Source organism: Lentilitoribacter sp. EG35, from assembly GCF_040784015.1.
Lineage (GTDB): Bacteria > Pseudomonadota > Alphaproteobacteria > Rhizobiales > Rhizobiaceae > Lentilitoribacter.
Genome location: NZ_JBFNGQ010000001.1, coordinates 254,424 through 268,767 on the forward strand (window position 1 = coordinate 254,424; position 14,344 = coordinate 268,767).

A 14,344-nucleotide genomic window follows, 5' to 3' on the forward strand; every position below is an offset into this window, starting at 1 on the left:
TAATATGAAAATGTTTTCTTGGTTTGAAACACGCCTTGATCCGTATCCTTCGCGGGAGCCTGTTCTGCCGCCGGAAGGTCTGTTCGCGTTTTGCTGGCATTATTCGCGGCATGCTTCGCCGTGGCTACTTGTCGGAACTATCCTTGTTGCGTTTATAGCAATAGGTGAAGTGGTTTTGTTTGGCTTTATGGGCCAGGTTGTTGACCTCATGACAGGCACAGATCCTCAGAACTTCTTTGAGGAAAATGCGAACTATCTATGGTTTATGGCCGTGGTTGTGATTCTTATTCTACCTATAATTTCCACGGTACATTCACTTGTAACGCATCAAACATTGCTCGGTAATTATCCAATGTCGATTAGATGGTTGATGCACCGCCGGATATTACAACATTCTATGAGCTTTTTTGCAGATGAGTTTGCTGGTCGTGTTGCGACAAAGGTCATGCAAACATCGCTCGCTGTTCGTGAATCTGTGATGAAGATGCTTGATACATTTGTGTATGTTGTCGTGCAACTTTTATCTATGATGGTCTTGCTTGTCGCAATTGATTGGCGGATTGCCATTCTCTTTGCTGTTTGGCTGGTTATTTATGTATGGCTTTTAAAGAGTTTTGTTCCGAAGTTACGTGTTGTTTCACAGGCGCAAGCCGATGCACGTTCGATTATGACGGGACGAATTGTTGATAGTTATACAAATATTGGCACGGTGAAGTTGTTCTCACATGCTCAACGGGAAGAGTCTTATGCACGAGAAAGCATGGACCCGTTTCTGGTAACTGTTTTCAAGCAAATGCGTTTGGTTACGAAACTTGATCTTGGGGTTACATATAATAATAACCTCTTGGTTTTTGCCGTTGGTTCTCTGTCTATCTGGCTTTGGTCACAAGGTACGTTGAGCATAGGGGCGATTGCGGTTGGATTTGCTATGGCAGTTCGCATGAATGGTCTGTCCCACTGGGTTATGTGGGAATTGGCAGGCTTCTTTGAGCAAATAGGCGTTGTTCAGGATGGTATTAATATGCTGACGAAGCCTATCGATATTGAAGATGTAGATAAAGCTGTCGCACTTTCTGCCGACAAAGGCGCGATTAGTTTTGAAAATATCCGCTTCCATTACGGCAAAGATGCTGGCGTAATTGATGATCTTTCGCTCCATATTAATGCTGGTGAGAAAATTGGCCTCGTTGGACGCTCGGGTGCTGGCAAAACGACGTTGATTAATCTGCTTCTTCGTTACTATGATCTTGAGAAGGGACGTGTTGTCGTAGATGGCGTTGATATATCGCAAGTTACTCAGGATTCGCTAAGATCGCAGGTTGGTGTGGTGTCGCAAGACACCTCTCTGCTCCACCGTTCTGTTCGTGAGAATATAGCTTACGGCAAGCCAGATGCCTCGGATGAAGAAATCTTAAAGGCAGCTGAACGAGCCAATGTACTTGAGTTCATTCACGATCTTGAGGATTTAAGCGGACGAAAGGGGCTGGATGCCCATGTTGGGGAGCGCGGTGTGAAGCTCTCTGGCGGCCAGCGTCAGCGTATCGCTATTGCCAGAGTGTTCTTAAAAGATGCGCCAATTCTCGTTTTAGATGAAGCGACGTCCGCATTGGACTCCGAAGTGGAAGCAGCTATTCAGGATAACTTGTTTGACCTAATGCAAGGGAAAACAGTGATCGCAATTGCGCATAGACTATCGACAATTTCAGCAATGGATCGACTGATTGTTCTTGATGCTGGTTCTATTTCTGAGGAGGGCACTCATGATCAGCTTGTTGCTAAAGGTGGTATCTATGCCAAGCTTTGGTCAAGGCAATCAGGTGGCTTCATCAATGTCGACAATGAACAGAAGGAGGCAGGGGAGTAATTCCCTGCCTCTTGAAAACTTCATAATGCGGCTAATTTTTAGCTGCTGTTACTGACCAAAAGCTGGCGCTCGCCTTTATTCGTGTCGCCTTTAAGATGGACGACCTTGAAGCCAGCTGCCTTTAAGTCTTGCAGGAAGCCTGGAAGAGCTGCAACAGTGCGTGCATGAATGTCATGAAATAAGATAATGCCACTGCCGTTACGTTTGACGCGGTCGATCGTGCGATTTGCGACTGTGGTCGGAGAGTCTTTAAAATAGTCTTTTGAATCAATGTCGACATCAAGAACAACGACGCCACGCTGTTCAAGCCAATTTCTCAGTTTTGGTGTGCTTGCTAAGTAGGGAAAACGGAAGAAAGGAACCGAAGAAAAGCCAGTTTTACTTTTAATAGTCTTCTCTCCGGCTCTGATTTTTGCCCGTGCAGATTCAAATGACACTTTTGCAAGGTTCGCATGGTCAACAGTATGGGAGCCAATAGAATGTCCACGATTTACGACGGCTTTGACTTCTTTCGGGTAGGAATTGACCATGCTTCCAACCATCAGGAAGGTCGCTTTGACACCAAAGTTATCTAAGGTATTTAAAATTGCTTTGGTTTTGCCTGGAACTGGACCGTCATCGAATGTCAGTACAACCTCACCAGGACGCAGGCGTATATCTGAGATAGATTTTGCGTGGATAGTGCGGCCAGCTAGATTACCAGTTGGAACAACGAGTTTACCTCTGGCCAATGGTGATGATTTAGGTGTTTCGGGAAATTCAATCTTTGATTTGTCTCGACGAACAACATGAGGAGATTGCTTGATCGGTGCATAACTTGTGAGACCCCTAATGTTCTGGTCTTCTTTAACTCTCTTGCTGGCACATCCCGCCAATAAGATAACACTCAATAAACTCAGGACGACAACACTACGCATAAAAACACCATACAAATAAAATTCAATTGCAAGTGTTATTTCATTTTATGGTTAATTTTTCTTTTATAGGCGTAAATCGTTTCTGTGAGGCGATATCTACGATAGTATGATTTTATGATTCCAAAATACATTTTCCAAAAGTTTGAAGCGATTATTGAGCCATTTAAAAATGTGGATAATGGTTTGCCGCCTTCTAACGCTTCCGCTTTTGTTTGGCATTATGTGCGCCAGGCTAAATGGGTGTTTGCAGGGATGGTCGTTTTTGGCGGACTGGTCGCCCTTCTAGAGGCTGCTACATTTTACTTCATTGGCCTTATCGTTGATCTGTTGAGCGGTCTTGAACCTTCGGCTGGTTGGCGGGGATTGATCGAAGCACATGGGTTTGAATTGTCTTTAATGTTGTTCGTAACTCTTTTTCTCAGAGTTGTTGTGACAACTGGCGGGGCGATCCTAGAAGAGCAAATTATTATTCCCGGGTTTTTTAATCGCGTACGCTGGCAGGCGCACAGGCACATTTCTCGCCAGAATTTACCGTTTTTTCAAGATGATTTTGCAGGGCGAATAGCGACCAAAGTAATGCAATCGGGGCAGGCGACGGGAGATCTCATGATCACCGCGCTACAAGTTGTCTTGTTTATTGTAATTTATGCCATCACAACAATGTCCATGGTGGCGAGCTTGGATTGGCAATTATCGGCACTTGTGGGTTTATGGATTGTTGTGTTTGGCTGTCTTGCCCGATATTTTGTTCCCAGAGTTCGAAGATCTGCGCGGGAAATGGCAGAGATGGGTTCCATGCTTAATGGCCGTTTCACCGATAGTTATGCAAATATTCAAACGCTTAAGCTTTTTGCGACTGATGAACAAAATGACCATTTTCTAAAAGATGGGATAAAAACGTTCATTGCCAGTCTTATTAAGTTTACTCGAAATATCACGGCAGTCAGATTTTCACTTTCACTCCTCTCCGGAATTATGATTTCAATGATAGGAGCAATGTCAATTGATCTTTGGCTTTCCGGCTCAATTACAATAGGAGAAGTCGCGTTCAGCCTGGCTCTCGTGTTGCGCTTAAGTCTTCTGTTAGGCCGATTGATGACACAACTAAATGCATTGATGCGAAATTATGGAACAATACAAAATAGCGCTGAACTGATATCAAGGCCAATTGGCCTCGCGGATAAAGATGATGCAAGTGAGTTAAGCATAACAGATGCTCACATCAATTTTGAAGATGTTTGCTTCAATTATCAGAAGAGCAAGTCTGTTATTCATGATCTTTCGTTAGATATAAAACCAGGTGAAAAAGTTGGTTTAGTCGGTCCATCTGGCGCTGGTAAATCGACTTTGGTCAATCTACTTCTTCGTTTTTATGATGTCGACAGCGGCACAATCAAAATTGATGGGCAAGATTTAAGAGATGTTACACAAAGCTCCTTGCGTTCGCAGATAGGTGTCGTGACACAGGATACGGCTCTGCTTCATCGGTCTATTCGTGATAATATATTGTTTGGTAATACAAACGCATCACCTGATGAGCTTCAGCACGCGATTGAGCGCTCTCAGGCGAGCGAATTTATTTCGGAATTAGAAGATTTCAAGGGACGAAAAGGTTTGGATGCGTTTGCTGGAGAGCGCGGGGTAAAGTTGTCCGGTGGTCAACGTCAAAGAATCGCGATTGCCCGAGTTGTGCTAAAAAATGCGCCTATATTGATCTTGGATGAGGCAACTTCTGCGCTTGATTCTGAAGTGGAGGCAATTATTCAAACTCACTTGGAAAAACTGATGTCCGGAAAGACAGTGATAGCGATTGCTCACCGTCTTTCAACGATCGCAAAACTCGACCGATTGGTCGTCTTGGATGGTGGGTGTATTGTCGAGCAGGGCTCACATGATGAGCTGCTTTTGAATAAAGGGCTTTATACGCGTCTTTGGGAACGCCAATCAGGCGGCTTTTTAGCTTCAGAAACACTTTAGTATTTGTTTTTGTGATTCCATTGATCTTGATTGAGTTGCTCAATTTTCATCTGTTTTGCCAGCAAAAATAAGTTTTCCACTGCTTAGGGCAGTCTTGCATAAGCTTGATGTTGTTTTACCGCGACAATGTGCCATCCTTTGGGAGTTGGGACTAGACTTATTGTCTCAACGGGCTTAGAACCCGCACAATTGGTAGCCCAGCTTCTAAGTTGTGCTGATTCATGTCTTGACCATTTTAACGTGGTCATTGGGGAGCTTATAAGGAGACGTTGAGCCGTGAGCGAACAAGACAACGAAAATAAAGGTCAAAGCGAGCCGACTCGCCGCGATTTTCTTTACTTAAGTACAGGGATAGCTGCTGCTGTTGGTGCCGTAGGTGTCGCAGTTCCGCTTGTTCATCAAATGAACCCTGATGCGGCAACTCTTGCTGCCGGTGAACCTGTTGAAATTGATGTTTCGTCAATTGAGCCAGGTGCTGCAATTATCGCTAAATGGCGCGGTAAACCATATTTTATTCGTCATCTGACACAGGATGAGATCGATACAGCAGATGTTCTCACAGATGATGATTTGAAGGATTACACGCCACTTGTAGATCGCATTGGTGGTCCTGCAGATGCCGATAGTAAATGGGTCATTGTGTCTGCGAACTGTACGCACCTTGGTTGTGTTCCAAAAGTTGTTGATTCAAAACCTGAAGGTTGGTTCTGCCCATGTCATGGTTCAGTCTTTGATACGACTGGTCGGATTATTCGCGGGCCTGCACCGATTAACCTTCCTAAACCACCATTCGTATTTGCAAGTGAAACAACACTTGTTATCGGCACAGACCAAGCATAAGGGGATATTTTATGAGTGGAGATCATTCAACATATGAGCCTTCTTCGGGCTTGGGAAAATGGGTAGATCAGCGCTTGCCGCTTCCCCGTTTGGTTCATGATAGTTTTGTATCATATCCGGTTCCGCGTAATCTGAACTATGCATATACATTTGGTGGAATTCTTTCCATTATGTTGGTTTTGCAGATTATTACAGGCATCATTCTGGCAATGCATTATACAGCCTCAACATCGTTGGCGTTTAATTCTGTTGAGCATATCATGCGTGATGTGAACTTTGGTTGGCTTTTGCGTTATATGCATGCCAATGGGGCATCATTCTTCTTCATTGCTGTTTATCTGCATATTGGCCGTGGCTTGTATTACGGCTCATATAAAGCCCCACGTGAGATTCTTTGGATTTTGGGTGTTGTTATCTATCTCTTGATGATGGCGACAGGCTTTATGGGTTATGTTCTTCCTTGGGGGCAAATGTCTTTCTGGGGTGCGACGGTTATCACAGGGTTCTTTACAGCATTTCCAATAATTGGTGAGCCAATTCAACAGCTGCTTTTAGGTGGCTTTGCGGTTGATAATCCAACTCTTAATCGTTTCTTCTCTCTTCATTATCTGCTTCCGTTTATGATTGCAGGTGTTGTTATTCTTCACGTTTGGGCATTGCACGTTACTGGGCAAACAAACCCAACAGGCGTTGAAGTGAAGAGCAAATCAGATACGCTTCCATTCACGCCATATGCAACAATTAAAGATGCACTTGGCATGGTGGTATTCCTTCTGATTTTTGCATATTTCGTGTTTTATATGCCAAACTTCTTGGGCCATGCAGATAACTATATTCCTGCAGACTCATTGAAAACGCCAGCGCATATTGTTCCTGAATGGTATTACCTACCATTTTATGCGATGCTTCGTGCGATTACTTTTGATGTTTGGTTTATCGATTCAAAACTAGGTGGCGTTTTGGTGATGTTTGGTTCAATCATCTTGCTCTTCTTCCTACCATGGCTTGATACATCCAAAGTTCGCTCCGCTGTTTACCGTCCTTGGTACAAGCTGTTTTTCTGGCTATTTGTTATCGATTGTGTCTTGCTTGGTTGGTTGGGTGCAAAGCCTGCCGAAGGTGTTTACACCGCAATGGCGCAAGCTGGAACACTCTTCTACTTTGCATTCTTCTTGGTTATCTTGCCAGTTCTGGGCTTGATTGAAACACCAAAGAGATTGCCAAATTCGATCACTGAAGCTGTGCTTGATAAAAACGGTTCAGGAAAGCCTGCAGATGCAGCTGCTTCACCTGAGAGCCGCGGCTAACTGGCGACAGAAAGGAAATTAGATATGAAAAAAATACTTTCAAGCATCCTTCTGCCGTTGACTTTGGTCGGTATGGTTGGTGTTGGTGCAGCTTCTGCAGCAAGTGAATTCCCGATTGAGCATCCTAAAGAACTTGATTGGTCGTTTGCAGGCCCATTTGGCCATTATGATCAAGGTCAATTGCAGCGTGGATTGAAGGTGTATGTTGAGGTTTGTGCAGCATGCCACTCCATGGATCTCGTTGCTTTCCGCTCTCTTGAAGATCTTGGTTATTCAAAGGAGCAAGTTAAGTCTTTTGCTGCTGAGTATAAAGAAGTTCCAGGTGAGCCGAATGCTGATGGTGATGTTGAAGACCGTCCTGCTAAACCGACAGATTTCTTCGGTTCTCCTTATGAGAATGTCGAGCAAGCAGCTGCTGCCAACAATGGTGCAGCTCCGCCGGACTTCTCATTGATCGCGAAAGCTCGTTATGTTGAACGAGGCTTTCCGCAGTTCGTCTTTGATATTTTCACTGGCTATAATGAAGCGGGACCGAACTACATCTATTCATTGCTAACAGGTTATGAAGATGCGCCTGCTGATGTAGGGGTTGCTGAGGGAACTCACTACAATCCATACTTCATGAGTGGATCATCTTTAGCGATGGCGGCGCCAATTTCAGATGAGCAAGTGTCATATGATGATGGCTCGCCTGAAACGCTTGATCAATATTCTAAGGATGTATCTGCATTCTTGATGTGGGCTGCTGAACCTCATTTAGGCGAGCGTAAACGCATTGGCTTCATGGTCATCAGTTTCATGCTTCTTCTTACAATATTGGTGTATTTGACTAAGAAGTCAGTTTACTCTCGTATTAAGCACTAAGCTTTATTCTATGTAATTTTGAAACGCCGACTTGATTTTTGGATCTAGTCGGCGTTTTTGTTTGTCGCTGGTAATAAAATGAGCTGGGAACTTTCATGAACGATCTACAACGCCAACTAAAAGCTTCGATTCGCACAATTCCTGATTATCCTCATGAGGGAATTATGTTTCGTGACATTACGACATTACTTTCAGACCCCAAAGCCTACCGCCGCGCGGTTGACGAGTTGGTGCATCCCTATGTGGGAATGGGGATTTCGCAAGTTGCTGGTATTGATGCCCGAGGATTTATTTTTGGTGGGGCGATGGCTCATCAGTTGTCTGCGGGATTTCTTGCACTACGCAAGAAAGGTAAACTGCCATTTGAGACATACTCCATCACGTACAATCTTGAATATGGAGAAGCAGAGCTAGAGATACACGCTGATGCTGTTCAAAAGGGTGAAAAGATTATTCTCGTAGATGACTTGTTGGCAACAGGCGGCACCGCAGAGGCTGCAATCAAACTTCTACAGGACCAAGGTGCCGAAATCGTAGCAGCCTGCTTTGTCATTGATTTACCCGATTTGGGTGGGCGAAAAAAGATTGAAGAGCTTGGTGTCGAAGTACGTACACTGGTGGAGTTTGACGGCGAGTAAACCCTAGGCCACTATGTGGTACAAAAGCTCTTTATCGCTCGATCCACTCTGTCTTGGCGTTTAGTTGCCAGTCCTTTTCATGTAATTCTGGCGTCTTTGAGTTAAAAGAAGGATGCCCGATACATAGATAGGCTGTGAACTGCCATTCTTCCGGTACATCAAGTATTTTGTTGAGCTTACTTTGCTCAAGAATTGATACCCATCCGACGCCAATATTCATGGTGCGTGCTACTAACCAAAGATTATGGATAGCAATAACTGTGGAGTAAGTTAGTGTTTCCGGCATGGTTTGGCGTCCAAGGCCTTTACCTGCGCTTGGCTCGGTATCAGTGAAAACAGCTAATTGAAGCGGTGCTTCCTTTAGTCCTGCAAGCTTCAGTTTGTCATATTTTTCGGCATCTTCGCCAGAGTATGCACCTGCAGCGTCAGAGTTTGACTTCAAGAAATTTTGGTAAATTCTGTCACGTAATGTATCACTTTGAACTCTAACGAACTTCCATGGCCGACTGTTTCCAACAGAAGGTGCCAGATCAATAGCGTCCAACAATTTTGCAATCTGCTGTGCCGTCAGGGGAGTCTGTTCAAAGTGCCTTACATCCCGACGCCAAGATAATAACTGCAATAGAGCCTCTGTATCATCTTGGTTGAACTTCATGTCGCTGTAACTTACGTGTTTCTATGTGTTGAATTTAAATAACATCACATCGCCATCCTGTGTGACATATTCTTTGCCTTCATCACGCGCTTTACCTGCTTCTTTTGCAGGCACTTCTCCACCGAGAGAAATATAATCATCAAAGGCAATTGTTTGCGCACGGATGAAGCCTCGCTCAAAGTCTGTATGGATAACGCCAGCGGATGCAGGTGCTTTCGTACCCTGCTTGACCGTCCACGCACGCGCTTCTTTCGGTCCGACGGTGAAGAACGTTATCAAGTTAAGCAAGTCATAGCCTGAACGTATCAGGCGATCGAGACCAGCTTCATCAAGCCCAAGTTCCTCAAGGAACATAGCTGCTTCCTCATCTTCCAACTGGGCAACTTCGGCCTCAATGGCGGCAGAGATAACTACACTATGCGCACCTTGTGTTTCCGCCATTGCCTTCACAGCATTTGAGTAGTCATTTCCAGTACCAGCATCGCTTTCAGCAACATTGCAAACATATAGTACTGGTTTTGATGTCAAAAGATTAAGACCCATTAGGATGCGATGATCTTCAGCATCAATACCGTCAAGCATATGCCGGACGGGCTTGCCATCATTAAGTAGCGCAAGGGCCTGATCCATGACAGGCAATAGTGTTAGGGCTTCTTTATCTTTACTCGACGCTCGTTTGCGCATTTGTTCTGTACGGCGTTCAAGGCTTTCAAGATCAGACAACATTAATTCTGTTTCGATTGTCTCTGCATCGGCTACCGGATCGATTTTGCCTTCGACATGCGTGATGTCCTCATCTTCAAAACAGCGTAGTACATGGACGATTGCGTCGACTTCTCGGATGTTTGCCAAGAACTGATTACCAAGTCCTTCGCCTTTGGAGGCGCCTCTGACGAGGCCTGCAATATCAACAAATGAAATGCGAGTGGGTATGATTTCTTTCGAACCAGCAATGTTTGCCAGTTGATCAAGGCGTTTATCAGGAACAGGTACTTCACCAGTGTTTGGTTCAATCGTGCAAAACGGGTAATTGGCAGCTTGCGCTGCTGCCGTGCGGGTTAAAGCATTGAAGAGTGTAGATTTGCCCACATTTGGTAGACCGACAATTCCGCATTTAAAACCCATTTGATGCACTTTCTGTAGAAGGAAACTTATTCAAATGCGTATGCGGTAATCTATCTGTTGGGTCAAGTTAATTTGGGCAAAAACCAGATAATCAAAAGTCAGAAAACCTATTCTCCAGGAGGTAGGGGTGCTTTACCCCCACCGCTGGTTCTATCGATTAGTGACAAGAAGGACGGCTGCCGGGTAGAAGAACTTTATCAACTACATGGATGACGCCATTATCAGCTTTGATGTCAGCAATAACGACGTTTGCTAGATCTCCGGTGCTGTCACCGATTGTAACGCCTGATTTGTCCTTGGTTATGCAAAGCCGATTGCTTGCTAAAATTGGTTTAATGTAAATTGATGCGTGCGGAAGCATACCTGATGTTAATTTTCGATCATCTACATGATAGAGAAGAATGTCTGTCAATTTTCCCTTGTTCTCTGGTTTAAGCAATGTTGCTACGGTGCCTGCTGGCAGTGCATCAAACGCGGCATTTACGGGAGCGAAGACCGTGAAATGACCTTTGCCTGCGAGCGTCTCTGCAAGGCCTGCGGCTTTAACAGCAGCAACGAGTGTTGTGAAACGATCGTCATTTGCTGCTATATCGACAATAGACGCAGCGTTTGCGGCAGTTGCTGATAAGGCGATAAGAGAGGCTGCAAGAGTTTTTTTTATCAATAATTTCATTTGTATCTCCACAATTAAGTTTAGCTATGTGGGAGATAACGAGACTAAGACGCTATTAGTTTCAAAATAAAATAAAAAAATGCATATTCAGGAAATAATATCTGTAGATGTGCAAGTTCGCTTGCAGTAGGCGTAGTAACTTAAGTCACTAAAAAGTTAGAAATTCAGTCTTCTTCTTTACCAAGCAATTTTTTAAGCATTTCGGCCATCGGGCCACTTGGTTCAGGTTTCTTTGTCTTCGGTTGTGCCTGGTGGATATGAGATTTTGCTTTTTTACTCTGATCTTTCTTAGGTTCAGGTATTTGCTTTTGTTGCGGTTTAATGGCCAGTGAAATTTTATTCATCAATCCGGCATTGTCACGTTTGGCAATTAATTCAGCATTTTCGGCCAACGCAGTCAGTAGCGGCAAAAGCCAGTCAGCGTCGGATTTTGCGAAATCGCCCAATACATGAGAATTGACACGGGCCTTATTTCCCGGATGACCGATACCAAGACGAAATCTGTAATATTCTTTACCACAATGTGCATCAATGGATTTTAGTCCATTGTGGCCACCCGGGCTGCCGCCTTGTTTGATGCGTACTTTTCCAGCTGCCAAATCTAGTTCGTCGTGGATGACAAAGATATCTTCAGGGCCAAGCTTATAAAACCGCATAGCCTCGCCGACGGATTCGCCAGACAGGTTCATAAAAGTGTCGGGTTTTAGGATAAGTGTTTTTTCGCCAGCTAGTTTGCCTTCAAATACATTTGCTTTGAATTTTTTTTGGCTTTTTGTAAAATTATGGCGATCGATAATTCTATCGACCGCCATAAACCCGACATTATGTCGGTTTTTTTCATACTTTGGTCCAGGGTTTCCAAGTCCTACAATGAGCAACATGGGTCCTAAACCTCAATAGTACTATTCTTCAGCTTCTTCGCTAGGTGCTGCGTCTGCTGCAGCTTCTGCTTCAGCCGCATCATCAGCTTCATCTTGCTTGCCGCCCGGTGAGGCGATTGTTGCAATTGTAAAGTCACGATCAGTAATCGTTGGCGTCACACCTTCAGGAAGTGTGATGTTGGAAATATGGATACCATCACCCATGTCCAATTCAGCCAGATCAGCAGTAAAGGCCTCAGGAATTGAGTTTGCAGGGCAATTCACTTCAACAGTGTGACGAACAACGTTCAATACGCCGCCGCGTTTAATACCGACGCATGTGTCTTCGTTTTCAAACTGAACAGGAACTTCCACGACAACTTGTGTGTTTTTAGAAACACGAAGGAAGTCCACATGCATGACGAAGTCGCGCACAGGGTCCAATTGATAGTCTTTTGGCAGAACAGTGATTTTGTCGCCATCAACGTCAATTGTGATAAGGTTTGTCATAAAGCCACCTGAGTGAATACGCTTGGTTGCTTCTTTTCTTTCGATAGCGATAGAAACAGGGGACTGTTTATCACCATAGATACTTGCTGGAATTTGACCATTACGACGAAGTGCCCGGGCGGACCCCTTACCAACCCGTTCGCGCGCAACAGCTTTGAGATTTTCTGAATTGCTCATAGCATGTCCTTTGCATAAAATGGAGTTGAAGAAATGCTCGTTAAACGAATATTTCAACATCAGGTATTTGACGCCTGAATCCATGGTGCCTCCAAGGGTGTCTACATGGATAGCGCGCTATTAAACCATTGTGATGATTGTTGCAAGTCTATGTGCTGTTTAGAGCCTATTTAATGCCTAGTTGGACCGTAATAATTCGATTAGCCCACTTAACCGTTTCTTCTGTCCACGAATTTCATCTCGTTCGAAATTATTCTGTGCTCGATTTCGTGCTCTTTCGCTTTGCTTTGATAGAGCATTAATCTTCTTTTTCAGTGCCTTACAATTGCGTTGAGGCTTAATATTTAAAATTGCCATTTCTAACGCTTTAAATGAGCTCTCCGCTATCGACACGTGCTTTTCTTCGTGGCGTTTGACATCGCCAGATAAAGCTTTCCAGAAAATCCGCATATCTTTGTCAGATCGAGACTTATCCACCCACTTTGGAAGGCTAATTGTGCTTCTAAGTTTTATCTCGACTGATGTGAGCTGACACTTGCCGTTTTTGTTAGAATATCGATACGGTATGTCCAGTTTGAATGTTGTAAGGCCAACAACTCCAAATTTCCGATTTGCTCTGGGTCCATATAAGGCGACATTTCTCCAAAAGTCTTCAATGGTTGTTCCGCCAATTTCATAATATTTATATGACTTGGAGAAAGAGGTTTTCGCATAACTAGTCTGCTGTAACAAACCCAGAGTTAGCAGCATTAAAAGAAATGCCAGCAACAGTTTTCTACTATGTTGCTGAAATATATTCATTGCTAATCGAACAAACCGGGCTAGTCAAACAGACTGGAAACCGATTTCTCGGATGCTGTTCTGTTAATGGCTTCGCCGATAAGTGATGATGTTTCAATAACACGAATATTGTTTGCGCTATGTACTTCGGGTGTTGCTTGAATAGAATCTGTGATCACCAGTTCTTTTAGCTTGGATGCTTTAATCCGAGCAATCGCGCCGCCAGATAATACGCCGTGTGTGATATAAGCTGTAACGGATTTAGCTCCGTTTTCTAGAAGAGCTTCTGCAGCGTTGCATAATGTACCGCCAGAATCCACAATATCATCCGTCAATAGACAGTCCTTACCACTAACATCGCCGATAATGTTCATGACTTCTGACTCGCCAGGACGATCACGACGTTTATCAACAATGGCAAGAAGTGCATCATGGCGTTTGGCCAGAGCACGAGCCCGCACAACACCGCCAACATCGGGTGAGACAATCATAAGACTGCCTTTCTCATAGCGCTCTTTGATATCACGAGAGAAAACTGGAATTGAGAAAAGGTTATCTGTCGGAATGTCGAAGAAACCTTGAATTTGACCAGCATGGAGATCCATGGTTAAAACGCGGTCCGCCCCAGCTTCCGTTATAAGGTTTGCAACTAATTTTGCAGAAATTGGAGCACGAGAACCAACTTTTCTATCCTGTCGCGCATAGCCAAAATATGGTATTACTGCTGTGATGCGTCGAGCAGATGACCGACGGAATGCGTCGATCATTATCAGGAGTTCCATCAAATTGTCATTTGCTGGGTAGGATGTTGATTGGACAACAAAAATATCTTCGCCGCGAACGTTTTCTTGAATTTCTACGAAAATCTCTTCATCAGCGAATCGCCGAACACTGGACTTACCCAGATGAAGGTTTAAGTAGCTGCAGATGTCTTCTGCAAGTTGCTGGTTGGAATTGCCTGCAAAAATCTTCATCTTATGTACCCATATCGCCAGAAAAATTGGGTTTGACAGCAAACATTATCGTTTGCTGCGGTTTATCAGATGGAAGCGACGGACGCCGACAACTGATAGGGTGCTTGTAACGGCCTTTGTGACGATTTCAAGAACCTAATTGCAGATTCGATAAGTTTTTTACAAAAGAATGCGAGTAAGGCG

Annotated in this window: 14 protein-coding genes; 6 read left to right on the forward strand and 8 right to left on the reverse strand. The window is 44.2% G+C overall.

Annotation, left to right across the window (positions count from 1 at the left end; genetic code table 11):
• Nucleotides 1-10 precede the first annotated feature (10 nt).
• Nucleotides 11-1,864, forward strand: coding sequence for an ABC transporter ATP-binding protein (locus AB2J24_RS01140; RefSeq protein ID WP_162653629.1), 1,854 nt, complete (start codon nucleotides 11-13; stop codon nucleotides 1,862-1,864).
• 38 nt (nucleotides 1,865-1,902) lie between these two features.
• Here AB2J24_RS01140 and AB2J24_RS01145 read toward each other — a convergent pair whose 3' ends face one another.
• A complete protein-coding gene (locus AB2J24_RS01145) occupies nucleotides 1,903-2,781 on the reverse strand; it encodes a polysaccharide deacetylase family protein (protein WP_162652702.1) in 879 nt (292 codons plus the stop codon).
• Between the two features lie 114 nt (nucleotides 2,782-2,895).
• Between AB2J24_RS01145 and AB2J24_RS01150 the strand changes: the two genes are divergently transcribed.
• From AB2J24_RS01150 to AB2J24_RS01170, 5 genes are all read left to right on the forward strand, one after another.
• Complete coding sequence (locus tag AB2J24_RS01150; protein WP_367384132.1) at nucleotides 2,896-4,758, forward strand: ABC transporter ATP-binding protein; 1,863 nt, start codon at nucleotides 2,896-2,898, stop codon at nucleotides 4,756-4,758.
• A gap of 276 nt (nucleotides 4,759-5,034) precedes the next feature.
• Nucleotides 5,035-5,598: a ubiquinol-cytochrome c reductase iron-sulfur subunit gene (gene petA / locus AB2J24_RS01155; protein WP_162652700.1), complete on the forward strand. Its 564-nt coding sequence runs from the start codon at nucleotides 5,035-5,037 to the stop codon at nucleotides 5,596-5,598.
• Nucleotides 5,599-5,609: 11 nt separating this feature from the next.
• Nucleotides 5,610-6,905, forward strand: coding sequence for a cytochrome b (locus AB2J24_RS01160; protein WP_162652699.1), 1,296 nt, complete (start codon nucleotides 5,610-5,612; stop codon nucleotides 6,903-6,905).
• Between the two features lie 24 nt (nucleotides 6,906-6,929).
• On the forward strand, nucleotides 6,930-7,769 hold the full coding sequence (locus AB2J24_RS01165) for a cytochrome c1 (RefSeq protein WP_367384133.1): 840 nt from the start codon (nucleotides 6,930-6,932) through the stop codon (nucleotides 7,767-7,769).
• Nucleotides 7,770-7,864: 95 nt separating this feature from the next.
• Nucleotides 7,865-8,407 carry an adenine phosphoribosyltransferase gene (locus AB2J24_RS01170; protein WP_367384134.1) on the forward strand — a complete coding sequence of 181 codons (543 nt, stop codon included), beginning with the start codon at nucleotides 7,865-7,867 and terminating at the stop codon, nucleotides 8,405-8,407.
• Between the two features lie 31 nt (nucleotides 8,408-8,438).
• On the opposite strand, the gene bluB is transcribed toward AB2J24_RS01170, so the two are convergent.
• From bluB to AB2J24_RS01205, 7 genes are all read right to left on the reverse strand, one after another.
• Nucleotides 8,439-9,062, reverse strand: a complete 624-nt coding sequence (gene bluB, locus AB2J24_RS01175) for a 5,6-dimethylbenzimidazole synthase (protein ID WP_367384135.1) — start codon at nucleotides 9,060-9,062, stop codon at nucleotides 8,439-8,441.
• Nucleotides 9,063-9,083: 21 nt separating this feature from the next.
• A complete protein-coding gene (gene ychF, locus AB2J24_RS01180; RefSeq protein WP_367384136.1) occupies nucleotides 9,084-10,187 on the reverse strand; it encodes a redox-regulated ATPase YchF in 1,104 nt (367 codons plus the stop codon).
• A 157-nt stretch (nucleotides 10,188-10,344) separates the two neighbouring features.
• The gene (locus AB2J24_RS01185; RefSeq protein WP_367384137.1) at nucleotides 10,345-10,860 is read right to left on the reverse strand and encodes a fasciclin domain-containing protein; all 516 of its coding nucleotides are present in this window, start codon (nucleotides 10,858-10,860) and stop codon (nucleotides 10,345-10,347) included.
• Between the two features lie 164 nt (nucleotides 10,861-11,024).
• On the reverse strand, nucleotides 11,025-11,741 hold the full coding sequence (pth, locus tag AB2J24_RS01190; RefSeq protein WP_367384138.1) for an aminoacyl-tRNA hydrolase: 717 nt from the start codon (nucleotides 11,739-11,741) through the stop codon (nucleotides 11,025-11,027).
• 21 nt (nucleotides 11,742-11,762) lie between these two features.
• Nucleotides 11,763-12,407, reverse strand: coding sequence for a 50S ribosomal protein L25/general stress protein Ctc (locus tag AB2J24_RS01195; protein ID WP_367384139.1), 645 nt, complete (start codon nucleotides 12,405-12,407; stop codon nucleotides 11,763-11,765).
• A gap of 177 nt (nucleotides 12,408-12,584) precedes the next feature.
• On the reverse strand, nucleotides 12,585-13,208 hold the full coding sequence (locus tag AB2J24_RS01200; RefSeq protein ID WP_367384140.1) for a DUF922 domain-containing protein: 624 nt from the start codon (nucleotides 13,206-13,208) through the stop codon (nucleotides 12,585-12,587).
• A gap of 20 nt (nucleotides 13,209-13,228) precedes the next feature.
• Nucleotides 13,229-14,161 (reverse strand): ribose-phosphate pyrophosphokinase, encoded by a 933-nt coding sequence (locus tag AB2J24_RS01205; RefSeq protein WP_162652690.1) that lies wholly within the window; start codon nucleotides 14,159-14,161, stop codon nucleotides 13,229-13,231.
• Between the last annotated feature and the right edge of the window lie 183 nt (nucleotides 14,162-14,344).

Coding starts and splice junctions, on each gene's coding strand:
- AB2J24_RS01150 (WP_367384132.1), top strand. CDS start 2,896: ATGATTCCAAAATACATTTTCCAAAAGTTTGAAGCGATTATTGAGCCA.
- pth (WP_367384138.1), bottom strand. CDS start 11,741: ATGTTGCTCATTGTAGGACTTGGAAACCCTGGACCAAAGTATGAAAAA.
- AB2J24_RS01185 (WP_367384137.1), bottom strand. CDS start 10,860: ATGAAATTATTGATAAAAAAAACTCTTGCAGCCTCTCTTATCGCCTTA.
- AB2J24_RS01145 (WP_162652702.1), bottom strand. CDS start 2,781: ATGCGTAGTGTTGTCGTCCTGAGTTTATTGAGTGTTATCTTATTGGCG.
- AB2J24_RS01140 (WP_162653629.1), top strand. CDS start 11: ATGTTTTCTTGGTTTGAAACACGCCTTGATCCGTATCCTTCGCGGGAG.
- AB2J24_RS01195 (WP_367384139.1), bottom strand. CDS start 12,407: ATGAGCAATTCAGAAAATCTCAAAGCTGTTGCGCGCGAACGGGTTGGT.
- AB2J24_RS01165 (WP_367384133.1), top strand. CDS start 6,930: ATGAAAAAAATACTTTCAAGCATCCTTCTGCCGTTGACTTTGGTCGGT.
- AB2J24_RS01160 (WP_162652699.1), top strand. CDS start 5,610: ATGAGTGGAGATCATTCAACATATGAGCCTTCTTCGGGCTTGGGAAAA.
- AB2J24_RS01200 (WP_367384140.1), bottom strand. CDS start 13,208: ATGAATATATTTCAGCAACATAGTAGAAAACTGTTGCTGGCATTTCTT.
- AB2J24_RS01205 (WP_162652690.1), bottom strand. CDS start 14,161: ATGAAGATTTTTGCAGGCAATTCCAACCAGCAACTTGCAGAAGACATC.
- AB2J24_RS01170 (WP_367384134.1), top strand. CDS start 7,865: ATGAACGATCTACAACGCCAACTAAAAGCTTCGATTCGCACAATTCCT.
- bluB (WP_367384135.1), bottom strand. CDS start 9,062: ATGAAGTTCAACCAAGATGATACAGAGGCTCTATTGCAGTTATTATCT.
- ychF (WP_367384136.1), bottom strand. CDS start 10,187: ATGGGTTTTAAATGCGGAATTGTCGGTCTACCAAATGTGGGCAAATCT.